The following is a 19,642-nucleotide window of genomic DNA, read 5'->3' on the forward strand; positions in this document are numbered from 1 at the left end:
ATTCGGTATTTATAAATCAAAGTTAAAATCCACAAGCTTCTCGGCAATTTCGTTGAACGATTCTTCCGATTGTTGGGCATAGGATTCCCACATTTGCTTGCTCCAAATCTCGACCCGATTAGAAACACCGATGACGACGCAGTCCTTTTCCAATTTGGCGTGCTCAATAAGATTGTTAGGCAAATTCATCCTTCCCTGCTTATCGAGCTCACATTCCGTAGCTCCGGAAAAGAAAAACCGCGTAAATGCGCGCGCGTCCGATTTCATTAAGGGCAGAGCCTTCAACTTCTGCTCCAGTACACTCCACTCTTCCCTGGGGTAAACGAACAAGCATTGGTCCAAGCCGCGGGTTACGATGAATGAGGGTCCAAGGGCTTCGCGAAATTTAGCCGGCACGATCATGCGTCCTTTATCATCGATGCTGTGCTGGTATTCGCCCATGAACATGTCAACCCTCACCCCTTTCCACCACTTTACCCCACTTTCCACCACTTGTATAGTTAGTTTTCTCCACAAAAACAAAAAATCCTGCTACAGAGCAGGATTTCACAAAATATTTTCATCTTAGGCTTCCGGCCCTTCTTCATCGTTCGACGAAATTTGAATGGATTCTCGGTTTTCTTCCGTCAGTTTTTTTCTTAATTCGAGCTGTTTCTTCTTTCTCGACCTACGAACGAGCAGGGTGGGGATCAGGATGACAGCCAGCACGATGGCTACAGGCAATACGGCCGCGGCCACAATGACGATCCACTGAAGAATGACGGACAGTACGGCGGTGCTGCCGCTCCATGCCGAGGCAGCCCTTTGAACCAGCGGCCCGCCTTCCTGGCCTTTGATGACAGCCGCAGAGCCCATCTTTTGAACCAATCGAAGCTCAATAGTGGAATAAGAAACATTTTGCTCCAAATATCTCATTCTCCCTTTGATGCGCTCAATCTCCTCCTGCACCTTACCAAGCTCATTGGAGAAAGCAAGCAGCTCGTCGGTTTTCGAAGCTTTCTCCATAAAGGCGACCAAACGCTTCTCCACAACCTGCTTCGCATTTAACCGGGCTGTCAAATCCACATATTCCTCCGACACGTCCTGTCCCTGCACGCTTTTTTGGGATGTGGGGTGAATCTTCTCCAATTGATTCAGCAAGGAGCTGAAGCCATTCGCCGGGACCTTGATGACGAAATTCCCGCTTTTCTCATAAGCCGTCTCGCTCTGGTTGAACTGGAGCACGTAGCCACCCGATTGCCTCACGGCATCTTCGATTAACTGCTGGAACTCCTCGTACTTGTCTACCTGCATGGTCATGCTGGCTCTGTAAATGATTTTGCGGTCCGGCGCATCAACCGACGTGAGGCTGGTTCCGTTGTAGCTGTCAGGTGCCTGGGCAGGCACGGAGGCAGCCTGTGGTTCCGCCCTGTTACCCTCGGCGCCCGACACAGCTAAAGCTGAGCTTTGATTCGAATCCGTTTTGATGGATTTGGCACTATCACTTGCCCCCGCAGAATATTCCGAGCTTTTGCTCTGATCTGCGGCTCCGCAGCCTGTTAGGACGACAGCCAGCAAAGCGGCTATTGCCCATTTTTTCCAACCGTGCTTCGATATTGCCGGTACTCTATCCCCCTTAACCCTCATACACGATCCCCCCTATGGAATCTTCCTATATACGCCGCAACCGGCGATACTTTATAAACGAGGAGAATCGTGAGTTTGTTGCATAAATTTGGGAGTGATGCATTTTTTAGTATTCGTATGTGAAAACCAACCGCCTTTGCGGGTGTGTTGTCTCCTAGTCTGCTAATTTCCCGCGAAGTGAGGCCATGTTTTCACTTTGTGGGGGCCGATATTCATATAGTTAAAAAGCCTTCCCATAAGGGAAGGCTTCACCTTTCATTAATGCTCGGTCCAGCTGTCCAAATAAGATTTTTGCTCTTCAGACAACGTATCGATGGAAACGCCCATGGATTCCAGTTTGAAACGGGCTACTTGCTCATCAAGCTCGTAAGGCACGTTAACGACCTTTTGACCGATTTGCTTGTAATTGTCATTCACATATTTCAGAGACATGGCTTGCAGCGCGAAGGTCATATCCATAATTTCCGCCGGATGACCGTCTCCTGCAGCCAGGTTCACCAGACGGCCTTCGGCGATCAGGTAGAACTTGCGTCCATCCTTCAACGTATACTCTTCAATGTTGCGGCGAACCGTACGCTTGGATACAGACAGCGCATCCAGCTCAGGTTTGTTCACTTCTACATCAAAGTGGCCGGCGTTCGATAGAATCGCTCCATCCTTCATCACTTCGTAGTGCTCTCCGCGGATGACATCGCGGTTACCCGTAACCGTAACGAAGAAATCCCCAATCTTGGCCGCTTCCTTCATGGACATAACAGCAAATCCGTCCATATAGGCTTCAACCGCTTTAATGGCATCGATTTCGGTTACGACTACATTGGCGCCAAGACCTTTAGCCCGCATAGCCACCCCTTTACCGCACCAGCCGTAGCCTACAACGACGACCGTCTTGCCTGCAACAACCAGGTTAGTTGTACGGTTAATGCCATCCCAGACGGATTGACCGGTTCCGTAGCGGTTGTCGAACAAATATTTGCAATAGGCATCATTAACTGCAACCATCGGGAACTGCAATTGGCCGTCTTTTTCCATAGCTTTCAAACGCAGAATGCCCGTCGTCGTTTCTTCGGCGCCGCCGCGAACGTTCTTGAGCAGATCCTTACGCTCGGAGTGCAGAATGGATACAAGGTCGCCGCCGTCGTCAATGATCAGGTCCGGTTCGGTTTCCAGGGTTTTGATCAACAATTCCTTGTACTCCTGAGGCTCAGGATTGTACTTGGCGAATACAGTGATGCCGTCTTCCACAAGAGCCGCACATACGTCATCCTGTGTCGAGAGCGGGTTGCTTCCGCAAATGGTAACGTCAGCGCCTCCGGCTTGAACCACTTTAGCCAGATAAGCGGTTTTGGCTTCAAGGTGCAAAGAGATCGCAACCTTCAAGCCTTTAAAAGGCTGCTCTTTCTCAAATTGCTCGCGGATCCGGTTCAATACCGGCATGTGGGCATTCACCCAGTCGATTTTCAAGTGGCCTTCCGGGGCCAATGCAATGTCCTTAATAATGCTGCGCTCTTTCGTATTCATATATCATCCTCCAAATCTTGTTTATAGGCTTCAGCCATTGGTATAGATCGGTTGCCACTCATGATGTCTTTATATAAATCAAAGCTAAGGCCAGTGCAGACCCGCTTCGCTTTATAGATAGCATACCTTATGCAGTCCGTCGAGCTCCAGCTCGCCGTCTACAAGCTCATATAACCACTCGGTTCCGTATTTATTGAGATAAGACATTATATTATAGACCCTCTCCTGCGGTTTCCCCAGAGGAAGCACGGATAGCCCGATCCGCTGGAACTGACGGAGCGAAGCGTCGAATTGGGAACGAACCGCATCGGCAGCCTTATGCTCCAGAAATCCGATTTGCTCCAAAATCTTGGCCATATTCGTCTCCCCCAGCTTCCCAAGGCCCGGATTCACTCCGGAAATGAGCTCAACTAACGGCTGATAGCTTTCTTTGAACTGAACCCTCACTTGTTCGAATCGCTCCTCGAGCTTCAGGCTGTCCTGCTCCTTCAGCCATTGCTGCTGCTTCTCCTCAAGCCGGTACAGCACATCATCCAAGGACAAGCCGTATTTCGTCATGTTTTTCTGGACAATTCCTTCCATTAATGTCACTTCCACGCGTGGAATGACAATCGGCATCTTCATCCCCGCGTAATGGAATGCATCGCGCGTCAATCCCCAATAAGCAATTTCGCCCGGCCCGAGCACCGTCCCCAGCACCGGCAGGACATAGTCCTGCATCAGAGGCCTGGTCAGGACATTGTTGCTGAACCGCTCCGGCGCCGTCTCTGTCCAGTCCAGCAGCTGACTCAGAGAATACCGTCTTTCCTGTTTACGGTCTGTAAACAGCTGCGGATCTTCCTCCGAAGCATACAGCAGAATGCGTTCATCTTCATCGAAAATGAACAAATTCGCCCCCCGCTCATGCATCTCCACCTGAGAGGCGTAGCCAAGCTCATTCACACGCTGCTTTCCTTGAAGGTACGCCGCATGCAAAGGCGCCTGCTGCTCCAGCAGCCGGCGGAACATAGGCGCTTCGACCCGGCGCAGCGCAGGATCGTCTGAATCCAGCAGCACAAGACCGTAGGAACCGAACAGCTTAGCCATCAGCTGACCGAAGAAATCAACCAGCGTCGATGAACTGGCCGCTATGGTCTGAAGAGCGTCCATCCAGGAAGCCTTAAATTCGGTAGGGATCAAGGACGCATCGAGCTGCTGCAGCGCCTCCTCCCATTGCCCGGCGGAAATATCCAGCCGGCTGACCGAGCTGCGCTTCTCGCTCGCAGAACTAACCTTGATTTTGTTCAATTGCAGATCTTGCGACAAAGCATAGATATGATTGACCTCGTCGAAATCGTGATCTTCCCCTGCGATCCAGAAGACGGGCACTACAGGGCGTCCCAGCCGTTCGGAAGCAAGCCGCGCGGAGCGGATCAAGGTTACTGCCTTGTAGATCACCAGCGCCGGGCCAGTGAATAAGCCGGCCTGTTGGCCACCTGCGATGCAAAGCGTTCGTTCATCGCGAAGCTGCTCTATGGCATGCATCGCCTCAGGAGCGTTATGCAGCCGGGCATTGAAGGCGGATAGCACATCGGCGATTTGTCCGCGATCAGCTGCGGATTGACGTCCGTGATCCAGCCACTCCGCTCTTGCAGCCCATGATGAGCCATCCCATGGATTATAATCGAACAAGGTGCTTACCTTGTCAAATTGGTGAACATAATCCTCCGTGATAGGCTGGCTGGATTTCCAATGAATTGATTCTACTTTCAACAAGGCAGCCGCCTCACTTTACAATGATTTATATGTACCTCTTTGATTGTACACATGATTGGCACAATCGTCAAAAGAGAAAAACAGCAGCCAAACAGAAAGCCAGGCAGTTCAAGGACGACGTCCCGAACAACCCGGCTCTCATGATATTCCATTAATACAAATGGCAAGCTACATAATGATTAGGCTCTACTTGCTTGAATTCCGGCATCGAAGCCGCGCATTCCGGCATCGCCTTCGGACAGCGGGTCCGGAACGGGCAGCCGCTCGGCGGGTTCAATGGGCTTGGAATCTCTCCCTCGAGAATAATGCGTTCCCGAGTGCGCTCTACTTCCGGATCCGGAATCGGGATGGCGGAAAGCAGTGATTCCGTATAAGGGTGCAGCGGCTTGGCGTACAGCTCATCGGAGGTAGTGACCTCGACCAGCTTACCCAAATACATCACGCCGATTCGGTCGGATATATGCTTTACCATCGCCAGATCGTGGGCAATGAATAAATAGGTAAGGCCGTGCTCCTTTTGCAGCTTCTTGAACAGGTTGACCACCTGCGCCTGCACAGAAACGTCCAATGCGGAGATCGGCTCGTCCGCAATAATAAATTGAGGCTCGATCGCCAAGGCTCTCGCGATACCGATACGCTGGCGCTGTCCGCCGGAAAATTCGTGAGGGAACCGGCTGGCATGCTCCGAGTTCAAACCTACGGCGTCAAGCAGCTCGAACACCCGTTCTTTCCGTTTGGCGCCGGAATACAACCCATGAATATCTACGCCCTCAGCAATGATGTTTCCGACCGTCATACGCGGATTCAGGGAAGCATAAGGATCCTGGAACACCATTTGCATCTGGCGGCGAAATTCATTCAGCTTGCGTCCGCGCATTTTATGAACGTTCTCGCCGTTAAAAATAACTTCTCCTCCGGTAGCATCATACAAATTAATGATCGTGCGGCCCGCGGTCGATTTACCGCAGCCGGACTCCCCTACCAGACCGAACGTTTCCCCGCGCTTCACAGAAAAGTTAAGATTGTCGACTGCCTTCAATATTTTTCCGCCGCCGACTTGAAAATGCTTCTGCAGATTGCGCACTTCCAATATAGTATCCTTGCTCATCGCATTCCACCTCCCACTTCTACAGGACGCTCTACCTTCGGAGCATCGGGGTGAAGCAGCCAACAGGCAGCCGAATGGGTGTCAGTTAGCTTTGTATGCTCCGGATCGATTTCCAGACAAGCTTTCATAGCATAAGGACAACGAGCTGCAAAGGCACATCCTTTGGGTGGAGCGAACAAATCGGGAGGCGTTCCCGGAATAGGAATAAGCTCGCTGTCGGCATCCTGATCCAGACGAGGCACCGAACGCAGAAGTCCCCACGTATACGGATGCTGAGGATTGTAGAACAACTCGTCTACCGTTCCCTGCTCGACGACCTTGCCGGCGTACATTACGATAACGCGCTGAGCCATTTCCGCAACAACACCCAAGTCATGTGTTATTACTATAATAGAAGCTTCTGTCTTTTCAGACAAGGTTTTCATCAAATCGATGATTTGCGCTTGAATGGTTACGTCCAAGGCAGTTGTCGGTTCATCCGCAATCAGCAGCTTCGGACTGCATGCCAGAGCGATGGCAATCATAACCCGCTGACGCATACCGCCGGAAAATTCATGCGGGTACTGATAAATGCGGCCTTCCGGGTTGGAAATTCCTACCATTTTTAATATTTCAACCGCTTTTTTGTTAGCTTCGTCTTTCGATATATTATGATGCTTAATCAAGCCTTCCGTAATCTGCTTGCCTATGGTCATGGTAGGGTTCAAGGAAGTCATCGGGTCCTGGAAAATCATACCCATCTCCGAACCGCGAATTTTTTCCATTTCTTTATCTGTACATAGGGTAACTTCCGTTTTGCCGTCAAACAAAATCGATCCGCCCTTAATGACGCTTGGAGGCGACGGAATCAGTCTCATGATCGTTTGCGCCGTAACGGATTTTCCGCATCCGGACTCTCCGACGATCGCCAGCACCTCGCCCTTTTTCAATTCGAATGAAACACCGCGTACCGCCTGAACTTCCCCGGCATAAGTGCGAAAGGATACCTTGAGATCCTTGACCTCTAATATATTTTGACTCATTATTGGCACCTCCTGCTTGCGTTAATATAAGCATAAAGCTTTTTGGGGAACAGCCTGTTCCCCATTTATCGGCGTTATTTTCTCATCTTCGGATCAAGCGCATCACGCAAGCCGTCGCCGAGCAGGTTAAAGCTCATCAAGATCAAGCTAAAAACGATAGTCGGGAAAACAATACGATGCGGGTACAAACGAATCGCGCCTGCACCGTCAGACAGCAATGCTCCTAACGACGCCAGTGGAACTCGGATACCCAAACCGATGAAGCTCAAGAATGCCTCGGTAAAAATAGCCGACGGAACGATAAACGTAATTTGTACGATAATCAAGCCTAATGCGTTAGGCACCAAGTGCTTCAAAATAATCCGTGCGCCGCCCGCGCCCAATGTTCTTGCCGCAAGAACGTATTCCTGCTCCTTAAGCGTAAGGATCTGTCCGCGTACCAGACGGGCCATAGGAACCCAGCCTGTAATCGCGTAAGCAATAATAATCGTTTTAAATCCCGGACCAATGACAACGATCAGCAGGATCGAGATCAACAGAAACGGAATGGAGTATACAATTTCAATGATACGCTGCATAATATCATCGACGCGTCCGCCGTAATAAGCGGAAATCCCGCCGTACAGCACCCCGAACACCAAATCCAGCAAAGCGGCACAAAGTCCGATAGCCAAGGAAATTCTAGTGCCCCACCATACGCGGACCCATAGATCCCGTCCGAAATCGTCGGTGCCGAACCAGTGCTCGGCGGATGGCTTCAGGTTCTTGATATCATAGTTTTGCGTTGCATAATCGTGGTGCGAAAAAATAGGACCAAAAATCGATAAAATGGCTAATACTATAAGGGTAATAAGGCCGAACATGGCCAGCTTGTTCTTCTTCAGTCTTCTCCAGGCATCCTGCCAGTACGTCATGGACGGCCGTACGATTACATCGCCATGGGCTGTTCCTGTAGGTGCCGGCTCAAACATGTCTTTCGAAATTTGCTGCATCATTTGGAACCTCCCTTGGTCAGACGAATACGCGGGTCAACCAAACCGTACAAAATATCGGTCAGGAATAAAACAACCACTAAGAGGAATGAATAAAAAATCGTCAATCCGGTAATCATCGTATAGTCATTAGAATAAATCGACTGAACAAAGTGCTTACCAAGTCCAGGTACAACGAAGATTTGCTCGACAACCAGCGTACCTGTGATCAAGTTAACGAACACCGGACCCAGTACGGTGACAACCGGCAAAATTGCGTTTCGAAGTGTATGGCGAACCACAATGGCTCTTTGGGACAAGCCTTTCGCCTTCGCCGTTTTCACATAATCGAGACTTAATACGTCCAGCATGGACGTCCGCATCAAACGAGCCAGAATGGCGATGGTCCCGAACGACAAGGAGATGGCGGGCAGTATACGACTGGAAGCTCCGGTCCACATCCCTGCAGGAAGCCAGCCCAGCTTAACCCCGATAAAATAAGAAAGCAACGGTGCAAGAACAAAGGACGGAATCGAAATCCCTACGACAGCTGTAAACATCGCGCCGATGTCCCAGCCTTTATTGTGATTAAGGGAAGCAATAATACCCAGGATAAGTCCAACTACGATAGCGATACATAACGCCCACAGACCCAATTCGAGGGATGCAGGAAAGCCTTGTGCGATGATTTCTGTTACTTTACGGGTTGGAAAGGCGTAAGAAACCCCCAAATCTCCATGAATAACATTATTAAGATACTTCAAATACTGCTCCCACAACGGTTTGTCCAACCCATATTGTGCATATAAAAGTTGCTTCTGCTCAGCAGTAAGTTTTAATGAGTCTTCACCGAACGGATCACCCGGCAAATTTTTCATCAGCACAAAGGTGAACGTAATGATCAGCCACAGGGTAACCACCATATAGACTAAACGACGTAACGTGTAGCGAAGCATATTACACCTCCTGTACTTTGTTAAAGAAATGCGCTGGTCACGCACCCCATAAAAGACTTGCAACCGCAGGATTGCGGTTAATGGTAGTCCACCAAACAGTTGGGCCGTATTTCTATGGAGCCGAACTGCTTCGCAAGCATAGACGTAGTAAAGCCAAGACTATGTTTGCGAAACAGTTCCGCATCTTTCCACTTTAGACAGCTCAATCGGGCAGCTCGCCAATAAGAAAGGGCCGTTCCAAACGGCTGCAGAACGGCCCTATGACGAACGTATAACTTGGTTGCTCGCGTTCTTACTTAATGGATACCCATTTCAATTCCCATTCTTTCGACATAGCCGGAAGGATCAGTCCGTCGACATTCACCTTTTTAGCATAAGGTCTTGTACGGAAATAAAGAGGGCTCAACGGCATGTCGTTCATCAATGTTTTCTCTGCATCAATAAGCATTTTGGAACGTTTAGCCAAATCAACTTCTTTATCTGCACCTTTTACTAATTCATCATACACCGGATTGCTATATCCCATATAGTTGAAAGATTTGTTATCTGATACCCACATGTCGAGGAACGTCATTGGATCGTTATAATCCGCGCCCCACAGACCGATCAAAGTATCAAAGTTGCCTTCCTGCATATTTTTCACGCGAAGCGCGAACGGCAACGGCTCACCAGTAACATCTACTCCCAGATTTTGCTTCCATTGAGCTTGAATGAACTCGATGGTTTTCTTGGAGCTATCTGTATCGTCAGATGTCAGCTTGAATGGAGGCAGCGAGGTCATATTCAGTTCTTTCAAGCCTTCAGCCAGCAAGGCTTTAGCTTTTGCAGGATCAAAGGCCGGCTGCGTATCGCCCGCTACTTTACGGAACTCTTGCTTGTTACCGTCACTAACAGTTCCTGGTACCAGGCCAGTGGAAGGAATGGATGCTCCGCCCAGAACGGTTTCGTTCAACGCTTTACGGTCAATAGCCATACCAAGCGCTTGACGCACCTTTGCGTTAGCAAATGCCGGTACTTTTTTCACCTGGAACATCACATAGGACGAAACGAATTCTTTTTTGAGCGTCAATTCCGGCTTACCTTCGTACATTTTGAATTGATCGCCTTTTAATTCAGTCAAGTCAACTTGGTTTGTTTCAAACATGTTCAGGGACGTATTGGCGTCTTTTACAACGTTAACCGTGACCTTGTTCAATTTCACGTTCGCTGCATCCCAATATTTGTCGTTCTTAACCAGCGTCAATTGCTGTTCATGATCCCATTTTTCCAGCTTGAACGGTCCGGCACCGATAACTTTATCTGCATCAGCACCGTACTTATCTCCTTGCGCTTTAACAAAATCAGGCTTTTGAGGGAAGAATAACGGCATCGAGAGTTGGTCTGTAAAGAAAGCGACCGGTTTTTCCAAAGTAATGACCAGCGTCTTATCATCCTTAGCTTGAACGCCTACTTCCGCCTTTTTCGCTTCAATCTCTTCAGGCTTAGCTTTTGTCAAGGCCGCTCCGCCTTTGATCCATGAAAGCATAGAAGCATATTTCGCTTTAGTTGTAGGGTCCAGCGTACGTTTGTAAGCATACTCAAAGTCGCTTGCTTTCAAAGGCGTTCCATCCGCCCAAGTCAAACCATCACGCAAAGTAATTGTGTATACCAAGCCGTCAGGAGAAATGTTCGGCATGTCTTTAGCTAGAGCCGGTTGAGGCTTTCCATCCTTGTCCAGACGATACAATCCCTCGTTAATGGCATTCAAAATCGTAAATGTCGGATTCGTTGTAGCAATAGAGCTATCCAATGCTGGCGGTTCCGCAGACAAGTTAATTCTGAATTCTTGCGCCGGAGCTTTTGTATCTGTTCCCCCAGCTTGGTTTTTCGTATTGTCCGTCGAGCATCCTACTGCTGTACCCAGCATGGCAGTAACCGTCGCCAACACGAGAAGTTTGTTCAACTTCATAATCGTTCCTCCCTTGTTTAATATGTAATTATATGGTAACTCAAAGTTATGTCAGATAACCTAACCTTAAGTTTACACACAAGAATGATAAATGAATTATTGAGAAAAGTAAATAGTTTAAATAGTAAAATAATCTCTTCGTGAAACCGTTACCAATATAAAATTATACGACCAAAGGTCAATTTTCTCTAGCAGAATATACTGGTAATGTCCAATATTGGTATTATTTGTTAAATACGCGGATCAGGAGCCTTGTACTAGGTTCCTGATAGATGGGTCTACTATCGGGTTAACATCGCGATTATTATTTCCTCCAATGCTGCGTTTATACCATAGGTATCCTCCATTGGATTCGCAATCCGCGAACACTACAGCGAGGTATCGTGATTGATGGGCTTCTCCATAATGTTCTTTACCTCATCCAGATCGTCCGTTTTCCCTAATGCCCACATCAATTTTGGAACGATAGCTTCCGTGTTCATATCGCCGGATAAAATGATTTTATCTTGAGCGACCTTACGGCCGACCTCATACAAGTTCAGATCTTCTCCCTCTTCCAAGCATTGAGTGGATATAACCACGGCAATCCCCGAAGAGATTAACTCTCTTACCTTGGGCAGCAAGTCCCTGCCTTGGAAAGGAATCCCCCCATTGCCAAAACTCTCAATAATGACGCCTTTATAAAGGGGTTTCAACTGACTGAACAATTCCGGCTTAGTACCCGGCAGAAGCTTTAACAAAAACACGTCCGGGCATAACGATGCGTCAAGCTTCAGCTTCCTGCTGCTCTTTGCCGGCTTGGCGTTGACGTACTTGATTTCGGACTCGTTAATGTATGCCACGTACGGATGGTTGATGCTCTCAAAGGCATCGTAACTTTTCGTTCTGATCTTCACAGCCCGTGTTCCCCGGATTACCCGGCCGTCAAATACAAGAAACACTCCGCCCGTGTCCTCACAAGCGAATCGAATAGCGTCCATTACATTTTTTTTCGCATCCGTTTTCTTGTAATTGATAGGGATCTGAGAGCCTGTAATAACTACCGGTTTGCTAAGATTTTGCAGCATATAAGACAGAGCCGCAGAAGTATATGCCATCGTGTCGGTCCCATGCGTGATTACAAAACCGTCGTAGTGCGGATAGTTTTCATACACAGCCTTGGCAATTTCCACCCAAGATTCAGGCTGCATATTCGTACTGTCAATATTCATTAACAGCTTGCTTTCCAACTGAACACTCTGGTCTTTCGCCTGTAAAAAGCTGACCAGCTCTTCAGCATCCATCCCAGGGGCCAAACCTTCCTCGCCTTGGACGGCGGTAATAGTTCCCCCGGTTGCCAATAAAAGCAATTTTTTCATCGTTGCACCTCAGATAGTCAAATCGTACGCTTTTTGCGACTTTCCTTGCTTATTATATTCGTCAAAAAACGATAAATCAAGCGATATTTACGCGATTCGCGAACTTATGTCTTGAGTATCCAGTTTCTGATGTTATAATGGGATTTGGAATAAGGGGGATAAAGGCAATGTTCTTAGATAGATTAACCGAACTGAGAAAAAGTAAACGGTGGTCGTTGCAATATATTGCAGATCGGCTTGGAATTGCAAAGAGCACCTACGCAGGCTATGAGTCAGGTTATCGCGAACCGTCCCTCGAGGCTACAAAGATGCTGGCAGATCTTTATGGAACTTCAGTGGATTATTTATTAGGCAGGGTTGATGACCCTAATGACAAGCCGGAGAAGCAGAGGAAGGAACCAATCGAGTTGATGGAGCTGAATCAGGTCACTTTAACCGTTGACGGGAAATCGCTTTCTTCTGTGGAAATTAAGCATGTCATTGCTTTTATCAGGGTTTTGCGGGAAATGGACGAAACTGCGAAAAAATAAATATAAAGTTACCCAGGACACCCCCTTCATTATCAGGTTATAAGCTTCCATCGCGTTTGCTGACAGCCAAAACCCCGTAGTCTCGCAAGGCCTTAGCTTGCCGCTATATACTTGCCTATGCCAATAAATAAAAGCAGTACGTAGCATGCCGACAATACAACAAATCCAAGCCTTAACAAGGTACGCGCAATTTTGACAGGATTGATTTTGCCTTTCAGCCGATTTTGCATATTGCCAAGCAGACCCCCGGCAATTAAGAACAACAGAACAACCAGCCAGAGGCCGAGCCCAGACTGGAATAAGCTCCGCGTCATTACCGACACGGAACCAATCAAAAATAAGGTCGTAACATCGATAGCTGCATAGGTCGCTTTCTTCTTATCGCGGGATATTGCATACACAATCCCCCATGAAGCTATAAAGGAAACAAACGGAACCAATGCCAAAAAAGTATACACAGTCTGCAACCAATCCAAGAATCCGTTCATAGCGGATCACCTGCTTTGCCTATATTTTTTCCCCATTGCTGTTCTATCGACCTCACCAATTGGTATACCGTATGATGGGTTGGCAGCGTGAGACCTGCTTGCTTCGCTTGGGCAAGCAGGCCTCCTGTAATGGAGTCCAGCTCCGTGAGCCTGCGGGCCCGAATATCCTGAAGCATCGAGGATTGATTGGCTGCCGTTCGCTCACACACCTTCAACAGCTGCTCCCACAAATCTTCCGCCAGCTCAATCTCGAGCCGGGCCGCCAGCTCAAGGCCCTCTTCATATAAAGCGCGCATCAGTCCTTGGGCGGCAGGCAACTGTAACAGCATCCCATTGGGTACCTGCAGAATAGCCGTCAACGGGTTAATAACGGAATTCATCAACAGTTTATTCCAAACTTTACTAGTGATTTTGTTCGACAAAGATACACTGAATCCTGCATCCTGGAACATCTTTTGCAGATTTTTTTCCAAATGCCTGTCCTGGCTTGCGTCATTAATGAGCGGCCCGATCCAGGTTTCCCCGCTCCCCGTATGCTCTACGCATACGGAATGATGCCGGAGCGCCCCTTCTGTTGTTACAGCCAGCCATAACCGATTCTCAGGTATGCATTGAGCTAAAATATCCGTATGCCCGATCCCGTTTTGAAAACATAACAGCCGGGTCTCCGGCTTCATCTGATCTGCGATTGTACGGGCAAGCCGTTCCGTCACCGCCGTTTGCTTCACCATCAAGAAGATCCAGTCAGGAGCTGGAAGGCTGTCTGGACTGCTAATCAACTCTTCCTCAGCGATCACAAAAGGACGGACTCTAATGTCTTGCTGTCCTGATTCTGAGCTCTTGGTTAGCAGGCGAAGCCCTTCTGCGGAAACTCTCTCACTTTGCTCACGGCTATGCGTAACCAATTCGATATGTACGGCGCCCGATCGAGCGAGAGAGGCAGCAAACAGCATTCCAAGCGCTCCCGCTCCTATGATTCTGACTTTCATTTCGCTTCTCTCCCCCAGGTAAACCTTTTCCTTCCATATTAGCAAACAAAAGCCCTGCAAGCCAAATGCCTGCAGGGCTATGCTTATTCTATTCTTTCCAGATTACCGTTAGCATCCATTTTGAACCGCGGCTTGTTCTCGTCTTCCTCCTCTACGAGAAATGCCAGCTTACGGGCACGATCCATAATTTGTATGAGCGCTTTGTAGTCGTCATTAACGACCCGATAATCGGTCTCGACTTCGTTAACCTGCTTATTCAAAATATCATTCTCGCTCCGCAGGCGGTCCAGCTCATCCTGTTTCTCGCTTAATTCTTTCTCGAGATGACGAATATGCCGCGACATTTCTTGATAAGTGCCTTTCCATTGACGCAAAAAACGTATGACGGCATCGATAGAGATAGACTCTTCCACAAACGCATCGCTGGGCTTCACTTGCTCCGAATGAGCATGGTCCAATACAGCGGTGTTGTTGGATACAGCCGCGTAAGCCGAATGTTTTTTCTGCTGATTGCGCTTTTGCCGCTGCGACTTAGCTATCTGAATAGCAGCCTCGTATTTTTTCCTTACGAAACTATTCCAACGAAAGCCGCAGGCCGCTGCCGTTCTTCCTATTTTTTCGCCGACTTCCTCAAAAGCGGTTAGCTGTGTACTTCCTTCGCGGATATGACGCAGTGTCACCTCCGCCAATATCAAATCATCTTCATCGCTCCAAGCATCTTGTCTTATAGCTGTCATACAAAAGCAGTCCTCCTAACCCCTGGGTATCAATCATCCATGCATCTATCGAAAGTAAGACGTGGAATGTTGCGTTACTTCATCTCTATGCCCATAGTAGAGTTCATAGAATCTTTTTCTACTATTTTGTATTGCCATTTTTTAATGGACTCATACATGTTTTTGTGCGGATTAGGGTAACCTAGGCATGCAAGCGATAAAATTGTTTTTAATTTCGTCACCGATTGGACGTTTACAGGCATTGACGCAGCAGTTATAATGTCTAATAGTAAAGTGCCGAAGTGAGAAAATATGCTAAAATGGCAGAACTTTCTACATAACTCTAAGGGGGAAGCAGAATGGATCGCATGTTTCGCGTTCTTGGATTCTGGACGCTGGTCATTGGTTTGATGGCGTTAGCCGGTGATATGATTCCGATGGCGTTGCTCTTTTTTGCTCAAACGGCAATCTTCGTACTGCTAGGGTATTTGAAACTATCCGAACGTACCTACATATTGCTTTTTTGGGGGTACATGATTCTTTCATTTACCGGCTTTACGTATTGGTCATTTTTCAAAATGTCCATCTAGTCAGGGAAAAAAAGGTGAGCTGCCTTATGGCAGCTCACCTTTTTTTTGAATCAGCACCTTGAACAGCTCGCTCATCTGATCGCTTAGCAGCAGCTGCCGGATCGCCCGGTTCCTTCGAGCCACAGGACTGAACGGATCTGTTGAGGCATGATCCTGCAGCAAATCAAGAATTCCGTTCTCCACCAGAAATTGCTTCTGCGTCATGTAGCTTTGTACCCGGAGCCCGACGGTCTCTCCCGCCTCCGCCAAAGCCGTAAAATCCACGTGTGACGTCATATCCTGCTCGCCGGGATACGTATAGGGATCGTCGGAGGCACTATGACTTCTGTAGCAGATGAAGGTGCCATTCATTCTATGAGGGGCAATCAGCTCCCTTGTCTCATCTCCATAATCCACCGTAATCACTTGTCCGCTCCCTAGCGAACTGCCGATGCTCCGCATCCACGCGGCCGCGCCGCTATTGATTTCCCATCGCTGGCCTTCCAGAAAGCTGATCTGCTGGCGTTCAATTACACGCAGTAACACCGGGTCCTCGAGTCTCATTAATCTCTCACGGAAAGCACTGGATGGTTCATCCCATTCCACATAAATTTCGTGCGGCTCTCCATTCCTGAACTCCATGCGGTGAACGGCAAACGCATCCGGAAGCTCATTAGACAAGACGATAGTATCTGTCCATGGGCCACCTTCGATCCATTCCGCTTCGCTTAACCAGCTGATCTGCCGTATATGGTCCTTACATTCCTCCGCTTGAAGCATACGGTGGTGCAGGCTTCTTTCTACGCAAATATATCGGACTCGGCGGTAAAGGTCCGGCGCTGTACGCTCCAGCTCGTCCAATAACAGCCTTGCAAGTCTTCCGGTACCTCCGCCCCATTCCACTATATTCAAGGGCCTCTCAGGGCCTAATTCTTTCGTTTGAGAGGCAATATAGCGCGCCAGTATCTCTCCCATCAAACCACCAATGGAAGAGCTGGTATAAAAGTCTCCGTCACGTCCAATTTTGCTTTTCCCATTCATATAGTAACCGTATTCCGGATGATATAAGCACAGCTCCATATAGTCGTAAAAGCGGATAGCCCCTGCCGGACTTTGTCCGATCCGTTGTTTAATTACTTCGATAAGCGCCTGATTCCCTGCCATTTTGATCCCCCTGTCATGTCGCCATGTGCCATGTTCACAGCATAGTAAAAACATACATCTTAATCACTAAAGACAAAATGAACCATAGTCGATATAATGAAGGTTGTTTCTGTTTCTTGAATTCAAGTTGGAAGGAGCCACCCTTTTGCAAGCCTACCGCAAGCATTTCATCTCTGTTACTTTACTGTTACTGTTGTCCACAATGATCATCCTCGCAGGCTGTACGGATCATAAGCAGCTGAAGCAGGATTTATTGCAAGCTGTTACCAAGCAGCAAGACATTGCCAGCTATCAGTTCGAAGGGGCTATCGAGCTGCATGCCGATTCTTCGCTGCTAGGACAAGCCAACCCGCTGACCGTATCTTTATTCTCCTTAATGAAGGAGAGCAAGATTGATTACAAAGGGGTTACTGCGCTTGAGCCGGCCCGTATGGAAACGAATCTTACGGTAACGCCCGCCGGAGGCTCACCGATCAGCGTTCCTGTTCTCATTAAAGATAGCAAATTGTTTTTCCAGATGCCACCATTAAATAAGCCCGACGAATATATGATGCTTCCTGTTCAGAACAAGCAAGCTTCTGACGCTGGTAAGGATCCTTTGAAAAACACCGGGCAATTGACGGCGAGCCTCACCCAGCAGCTGTTTAAGGACGTAGATCCCGAATGGCTGCAGGCTCCCAAAGACTCTGGCACTTTGCCGGACGGAACACCTGCCAAACGCATTACGCTGGATATTAACAAGAAGAATGAGCAGGCTGTCACAGAATACATGAGCAAATCGGTCATTCCCGGCCTGCTCGAAATTGTTAAAACCAACGGTTTGGCATCCGAAGCTTCCATGAAGGCCTGGTCTGCAAGCCTTGGCCAGCTGAAAATCAAAGCCCCCGGCACGATTACCCTGTCTATGGACCAAAACGGATTTATCCGGGAGCAGCAGTGGAATTTGACCTTTACCGCGGGGAACAGCACTAATGAAAACCATGTATTATGGACTTATTCGATATCTGATATCAATACCAATCCTGCGTTTACTATGGAAACACCGGCTAAGGTCAAATCATTGGAGGACCTGCTCCGCTTGGTGAAGCCCGCGAATACCGCTAAACCTTAAATTTTGCGATGCATTATTCTACTTCTTCTTTCGGGAAGAAGTATTTTTTTATCCTTTTTCTCATAAAGTTGTGATAATCTAGTATGGATTAGATCCAGAAAGGAAGCCTATGCCGATGAGGCACTTTTCGCAAGCAGCCTGCATCCTGCTGTCCCTTTGTCTTTGCCTGTCCTTTTATTCCTCGGCGGCTCTGGCGGCGCCCAATGAGGAAACCAAACAGCTTTTGCAAAAAGGGCTGACCGTCTATGAAATCGATCAGGAATTGGCCCGAATCGAGGAGCAGCAAAAAAAGCTTCAGCAGCAAATTGACAGCACGGGGCAGCAGCTCATCCAACAGCAAGCCCGTTCCCAAGAGACCCGACAGCATGCCGGCAAAGTGCTCCGTGCTTATTATATGGGGGACCGCGACTCCTTATGGATGCTGCTGTTTTCCGTCCAATCCTTCAAGGATGCCCTGTCGACCTTTGAATATTTGCAAATGATTATCATGAGTGATCACGAAACGCTTCATCGGTATTTGAACAGCCAGAAGGAGCTGCAGAGGCTTACCGCCTCGCTGCTTGAATCCCAGACAGCCCTGGAGCAATCCAAGGCTCGTTATATCGCCCAAAGAGAGCAGCAGGTTCAGCTGCAAAAGCAGCTTGACGAAGGATTGGCCAAGCAGGCTTCCTCTACCGCGGTCATACAGGAAATTACCAAGCTCACCGTACAATGGCAGGACAAGGGCGTTCCTTTGTTCAAAACCTATTTCCGTGCGCTGGCGCAAGCGATGAATCAGCTTCCCGAAATCATCAATGATACGAATGGCGGCAAAAGCAATCATCTTATCATGAACGGCTTTCAATATACGTTTCAAATTACAGATGAAGAGCTTAATGCCTTCCTCCGCTCCAAAAATCCTTTATTTCAAAATTTACATTTCCTGTTTGCCGATTCAAAAGTAATAGCCAAGGGGAAACAAGAGGATATGGAGGTTATGATCAAGGGATCATATGAGCTGGCGGCCAAAGAAACGCTGAAGGGCAAATATATCCGATTTCATCTAGAGCAGCTGCAATTCAACGGCTTCGACCTGCCCCAGTCGACCATCGAATCTATGGTTCAGGACTTTGATTTTGGCATTTATCCGCAAGCCATCGCTTCTTTCCTGCAAGTGACCGATGTTCGGCTGGAGGAAGGAAAGCTTAGCATTATGCTGAAGCTTGCGCTGTAAGGACAGGTCTGTCTAACCGAAAGGAGCTTCGAATGAAACCGATACGGAAATATGGATTAAGCATGGAGCTGCCGGAAGGGAAGCTCCCGGGCTTTTACGCACAAATCATTAAAGCATTGGCTGAAAAGTCGCCTCCGTTTGACCGTGACAAGGAGCTGCTTATCTTCTCCACACCCGGGGACAGGGAGCATGCTTACGGCATTATGAAGCAGTACAAAATCCCCTTTGATGAGCTGGATCTGCTGCTTCTCCCCGAGCCTGCCTCCCCTGAGCCTGCATTTACCGACTACGGCTTTGTCAGCCGTTCGGGACATGCCTATGTCTATCAGGATAACGTCTGCCTCTTCACCCTTGAAGCAGAGGACCCTTTGGCGGAGCCTGCTCCTGCCCGGCAGCAGATGGAGGAGCACTTGTTAGCCGTATGCGAAGATGGCAAGAACACCCTCTTCATAACGGATTGCCAATCGGACGAGCTGATGAGCGGGATCGCGCGTGCGTACCGCTGCACTGTCAATTTCATTCAGCTGGATCCGTAAGCAAACGGGCCCCACAACATCTTCATTATCAATGAAAAAAGCGCAGAGTACGGCTTGTCAT

The 19,642-nt window shown here is 48.4% G+C and carries 19 protein-coding genes; 5 read left to right on the top strand and 14 right to left on the bottom strand.

Annotated elements, in window-relative coordinates; genetic code table 11:
* Positions 1–9: 9 nt before the first annotated feature.
* From mraZ to ABEA66_RS20680, 10 genes are all read right to left on the bottom strand, one after another.
* Positions 10–447, bottom strand: coding sequence for a division/cell wall cluster transcriptional repressor MraZ (gene mraZ, locus ABEA66_RS20635; RefSeq protein ID WP_079910494.1), 438 nt, complete (start codon positions 445–447; stop codon positions 10–12).
* Between the two features lie 117 nt (positions 448–564).
* Positions 565–1,626 (bottom strand): DUF4349 domain-containing protein, encoded by a 1,062-nt coding sequence (locus ABEA66_RS20640; RefSeq protein ID WP_345590366.1) that lies wholly within the window; start codon positions 1,624–1,626, stop codon positions 565–567.
* Between the two features lie 258 nt (positions 1,627–1,884).
* Positions 1,885–3,147 carry an adenosylhomocysteinase gene (locus ABEA66_RS20645; RefSeq protein WP_079910496.1) on the bottom strand — a complete coding sequence of 421 codons (1,263 nt, stop codon included), beginning with the start codon at positions 3,145–3,147 and terminating at the stop codon, positions 1,885–1,887.
* Between the two features lie 111 nt (positions 3,148–3,258).
* The gene (gene bshC / locus ABEA66_RS20650) at positions 3,259–4,899 is read right to left on the bottom strand and encodes a bacillithiol biosynthesis cysteine-adding enzyme BshC (protein ID WP_192702699.1); all 1,641 of its coding nucleotides are present in this window, start codon (positions 4,897–4,899) and stop codon (positions 3,259–3,261) included.
* Between the two features lie 154 nt (positions 4,900–5,053).
* The gene (locus tag ABEA66_RS20655) at positions 5,054–6,010 is read right to left on the bottom strand and encodes an ABC transporter ATP-binding protein (RefSeq protein WP_192702700.1); all 957 of its coding nucleotides are present in this window, start codon (positions 6,008–6,010) and stop codon (positions 5,054–5,056) included.
* Positions 6,007–7,032, bottom strand: coding sequence for an ABC transporter ATP-binding protein (locus ABEA66_RS20660; protein WP_079910499.1), 1,026 nt, complete (start codon positions 7,030–7,032; stop codon positions 6,007–6,009). Before ABEA66_RS20660 ends, ABEA66_RS20655 begins: the two co-directional genes overlap by 4 nt.
* A gap of 74 nt (positions 7,033–7,106) precedes the next feature.
* Positions 7,107–8,024, bottom strand: coding sequence for an ABC transporter permease (locus ABEA66_RS20665; protein WP_345590560.1), 918 nt, complete (start codon positions 8,022–8,024; stop codon positions 7,107–7,109).
* A complete protein-coding gene (locus ABEA66_RS20670; RefSeq protein WP_079910500.1) occupies positions 8,024–8,959 on the bottom strand; it encodes an ABC transporter permease in 936 nt (311 codons plus the stop codon). Before ABEA66_RS20670 ends, ABEA66_RS20665 begins: the two co-directional genes overlap by 1 nt.
* A 292-nt stretch (positions 8,960–9,251) precedes the next feature.
* Positions 9,252–10,907, bottom strand: a complete 1,656-nt coding sequence (locus tag ABEA66_RS20675) for a peptide ABC transporter substrate-binding protein (protein ID WP_079910501.1) — start codon at positions 10,905–10,907, stop codon at positions 9,252–9,254.
* A gap of 368 nt (positions 10,908–11,275) precedes the next feature.
* Positions 11,276–12,265 carry an asparaginase gene (locus tag ABEA66_RS20680; protein ID WP_079910502.1) on the bottom strand — a complete coding sequence of 330 codons (990 nt, stop codon included), beginning with the start codon at positions 12,263–12,265 and terminating at the stop codon, positions 11,276–11,278.
* Positions 12,266–12,432: 167 nt separating this feature from the next.
* Between ABEA66_RS20680 and ABEA66_RS20685 the strand changes: the two genes are divergently transcribed.
* Positions 12,433–12,795, top strand: a complete 363-nt coding sequence (locus ABEA66_RS20685; protein WP_079910503.1) for a helix-turn-helix domain-containing protein — start codon at positions 12,433–12,435, stop codon at positions 12,793–12,795.
* A gap of 92 nt (positions 12,796–12,887) precedes the next feature.
* Here ABEA66_RS20685 and ABEA66_RS20690 read toward each other — a convergent pair whose 3' ends face one another.
* From ABEA66_RS20690 to ABEA66_RS20700, 3 genes are all read right to left on the bottom strand, one after another.
* Positions 12,888–13,283, bottom strand: coding sequence for a DUF3397 domain-containing protein (locus ABEA66_RS20690; RefSeq protein ID WP_079910504.1), 396 nt, complete (start codon positions 13,281–13,283; stop codon positions 12,888–12,890).
* Positions 13,280–14,272, bottom strand: coding sequence for a ketopantoate reductase family protein (locus ABEA66_RS20695; protein ID WP_345590375.1), 993 nt, complete (start codon positions 14,270–14,272; stop codon positions 13,280–13,282). The genes ABEA66_RS20690 and ABEA66_RS20695 overlap by 4 nt, the downstream gene beginning before the upstream one ends.
* 83 nt (positions 14,273–14,355) lie before the next feature.
* Complete coding sequence (locus ABEA66_RS20700) at positions 14,356–15,009, bottom strand: RsfA family transcriptional regulator (protein WP_079910506.1); 654 nt, start codon at positions 15,007–15,009, stop codon at positions 14,356–14,358.
* A 338-nt stretch (positions 15,010–15,347) separates the two neighbouring features.
* Between ABEA66_RS20700 and ABEA66_RS20705 the strand changes: the two genes are divergently transcribed.
* Positions 15,348–15,578, top strand: coding sequence for a DUF2626 domain-containing protein (locus tag ABEA66_RS20705; RefSeq protein WP_079910507.1), 231 nt, complete (start codon positions 15,348–15,350; stop codon positions 15,576–15,578).
* Between the two features lie 24 nt (positions 15,579–15,602).
* On the opposite strand, the gene ABEA66_RS20710 is transcribed toward ABEA66_RS20705, so the two are convergent.
* Positions 15,603–16,721: a class I SAM-dependent methyltransferase gene (locus ABEA66_RS20710; protein WP_345590378.1), complete on the bottom strand. Its 1,119-nt coding sequence runs from the start codon at positions 16,719–16,721 to the stop codon at positions 15,603–15,605.
* 145 nt (positions 16,722–16,866) lie between these two features.
* On the opposite strand from ABEA66_RS20710, the gene ABEA66_RS20715 reads away from it, so the two are divergent.
* From ABEA66_RS20715 to ABEA66_RS20725, 3 genes are all read left to right on the top strand, one after another.
* On the top strand, positions 16,867–17,832 hold the full coding sequence (locus tag ABEA66_RS20715) for a hypothetical protein (RefSeq protein ID WP_345590380.1): 966 nt from the start codon (positions 16,867–16,869) through the stop codon (positions 17,830–17,832).
* 115 nt (positions 17,833–17,947) lie between these two features.
* Positions 17,948–19,045: a hypothetical protein gene (locus ABEA66_RS20720; RefSeq protein ID WP_345590382.1), complete on the top strand. Its 1,098-nt coding sequence runs from the start codon at positions 17,948–17,950 to the stop codon at positions 19,043–19,045.
* A gap of 32 nt (positions 19,046–19,077) precedes the next feature.
* On the top strand, positions 19,078–19,581 hold the full coding sequence (locus ABEA66_RS20725) for a hypothetical protein (RefSeq protein ID WP_345590384.1): 504 nt from the start codon (positions 19,078–19,080) through the stop codon (positions 19,579–19,581).
* Positions 19,582–19,642 lie beyond the last annotated feature (61 nt).

It is taken from the genome of Paenibacillus vulneris (genome assembly GCF_039543185.1).
Lineage (GTDB): Bacteria > Bacillota > Bacilli > Paenibacillales > NBRC-103111 > Paenibacillus_S > Paenibacillus_S vulneris.

Bases quoted from the DNA above. Each gene is read 5' to 3' on its own strand.
- mraZ (WP_079910494.1), bottom strand. From the start codon at position 447: ATGTTCATGGGCGAATACCAGCACAGCATCGATGATAAAGGACGCATG.
- ABEA66_RS20640 (WP_345590366.1), bottom strand. From the start codon at position 1,626: ATGAGGGTTAAGGGGGATAGAGTACCGGCAATATCGAAGCACGGTTGG.
- ABEA66_RS20645 (WP_079910496.1), bottom strand. From the start codon at position 3,147: ATGAATACGAAAGAGCGCAGCATTATTAAGGACATTGCATTGGCCCCG.
- ABEA66_RS20655 (WP_192702700.1), bottom strand. From the start codon at position 6,010: ATGAGCAAGGATACTATATTGGAAGTGCGCAATCTGCAGAAGCATTTT.
- ABEA66_RS20660 (WP_079910499.1), bottom strand. From the start codon at position 7,032: ATGAGTCAAAATATATTAGAGGTCAAGGATCTCAAGGTATCCTTTCGC.
- ABEA66_RS20665 (WP_345590560.1), bottom strand. From the start codon at position 8,024: ATGCAGCAAATTTCGAAAGACATGTTTGAGCCGGCACCTACAGGAACA.
- ABEA66_RS20670 (WP_079910500.1), bottom strand. From the start codon at position 8,959: ATGCTTCGCTACACGTTACGTCGTTTAGTCTATATGGTGGTTACCCTG.
- ABEA66_RS20675 (WP_079910501.1), bottom strand. From the start codon at position 10,907: ATGAAGTTGAACAAACTTCTCGTGTTGGCGACGGTTACTGCCATGCTG.
- ABEA66_RS20680 (WP_079910502.1), bottom strand. From the start codon at position 12,265: ATGAAAAAATTGCTTTTATTGGCAACCGGGGGAACTATTACCGCCGTC.
- ABEA66_RS20685 (WP_079910503.1), top strand. From the start codon at position 12,433: ATGTTCTTAGATAGATTAACCGAACTGAGAAAAAGTAAACGGTGGTCG.
- ABEA66_RS20690 (WP_079910504.1), bottom strand. From the start codon at position 13,283: ATGAACGGATTCTTGGATTGGTTGCAGACTGTGTATACTTTTTTGGCA.
- ABEA66_RS20695 (WP_345590375.1), bottom strand. From the start codon at position 14,272: ATGAAAGTCAGAATCATAGGAGCGGGAGCGCTTGGAATGCTGTTTGCT.
- ABEA66_RS20700 (WP_079910506.1), bottom strand. From the start codon at position 15,009: ATGACAGCTATAAGACAAGATGCTTGGAGCGATGAAGATGATTTGATA.
- ABEA66_RS20705 (WP_079910507.1), top strand. From the start codon at position 15,348: ATGGATCGCATGTTTCGCGTTCTTGGATTCTGGACGCTGGTCATTGGT.
- ABEA66_RS20710 (WP_345590378.1), bottom strand. From the start codon at position 16,721: ATGGCAGGGAATCAGGCGCTTATCGAAGTAATTAAACAACGGATCGGA.
- ABEA66_RS20720 (WP_345590382.1), top strand. From the start codon at position 17,948: ATGAGGCACTTTTCGCAAGCAGCCTGCATCCTGCTGTCCCTTTGTCTT.
- ABEA66_RS20725 (WP_345590384.1), top strand. From the start codon at position 19,078: ATGAAACCGATACGGAAATATGGATTAAGCATGGAGCTGCCGGAAGGG.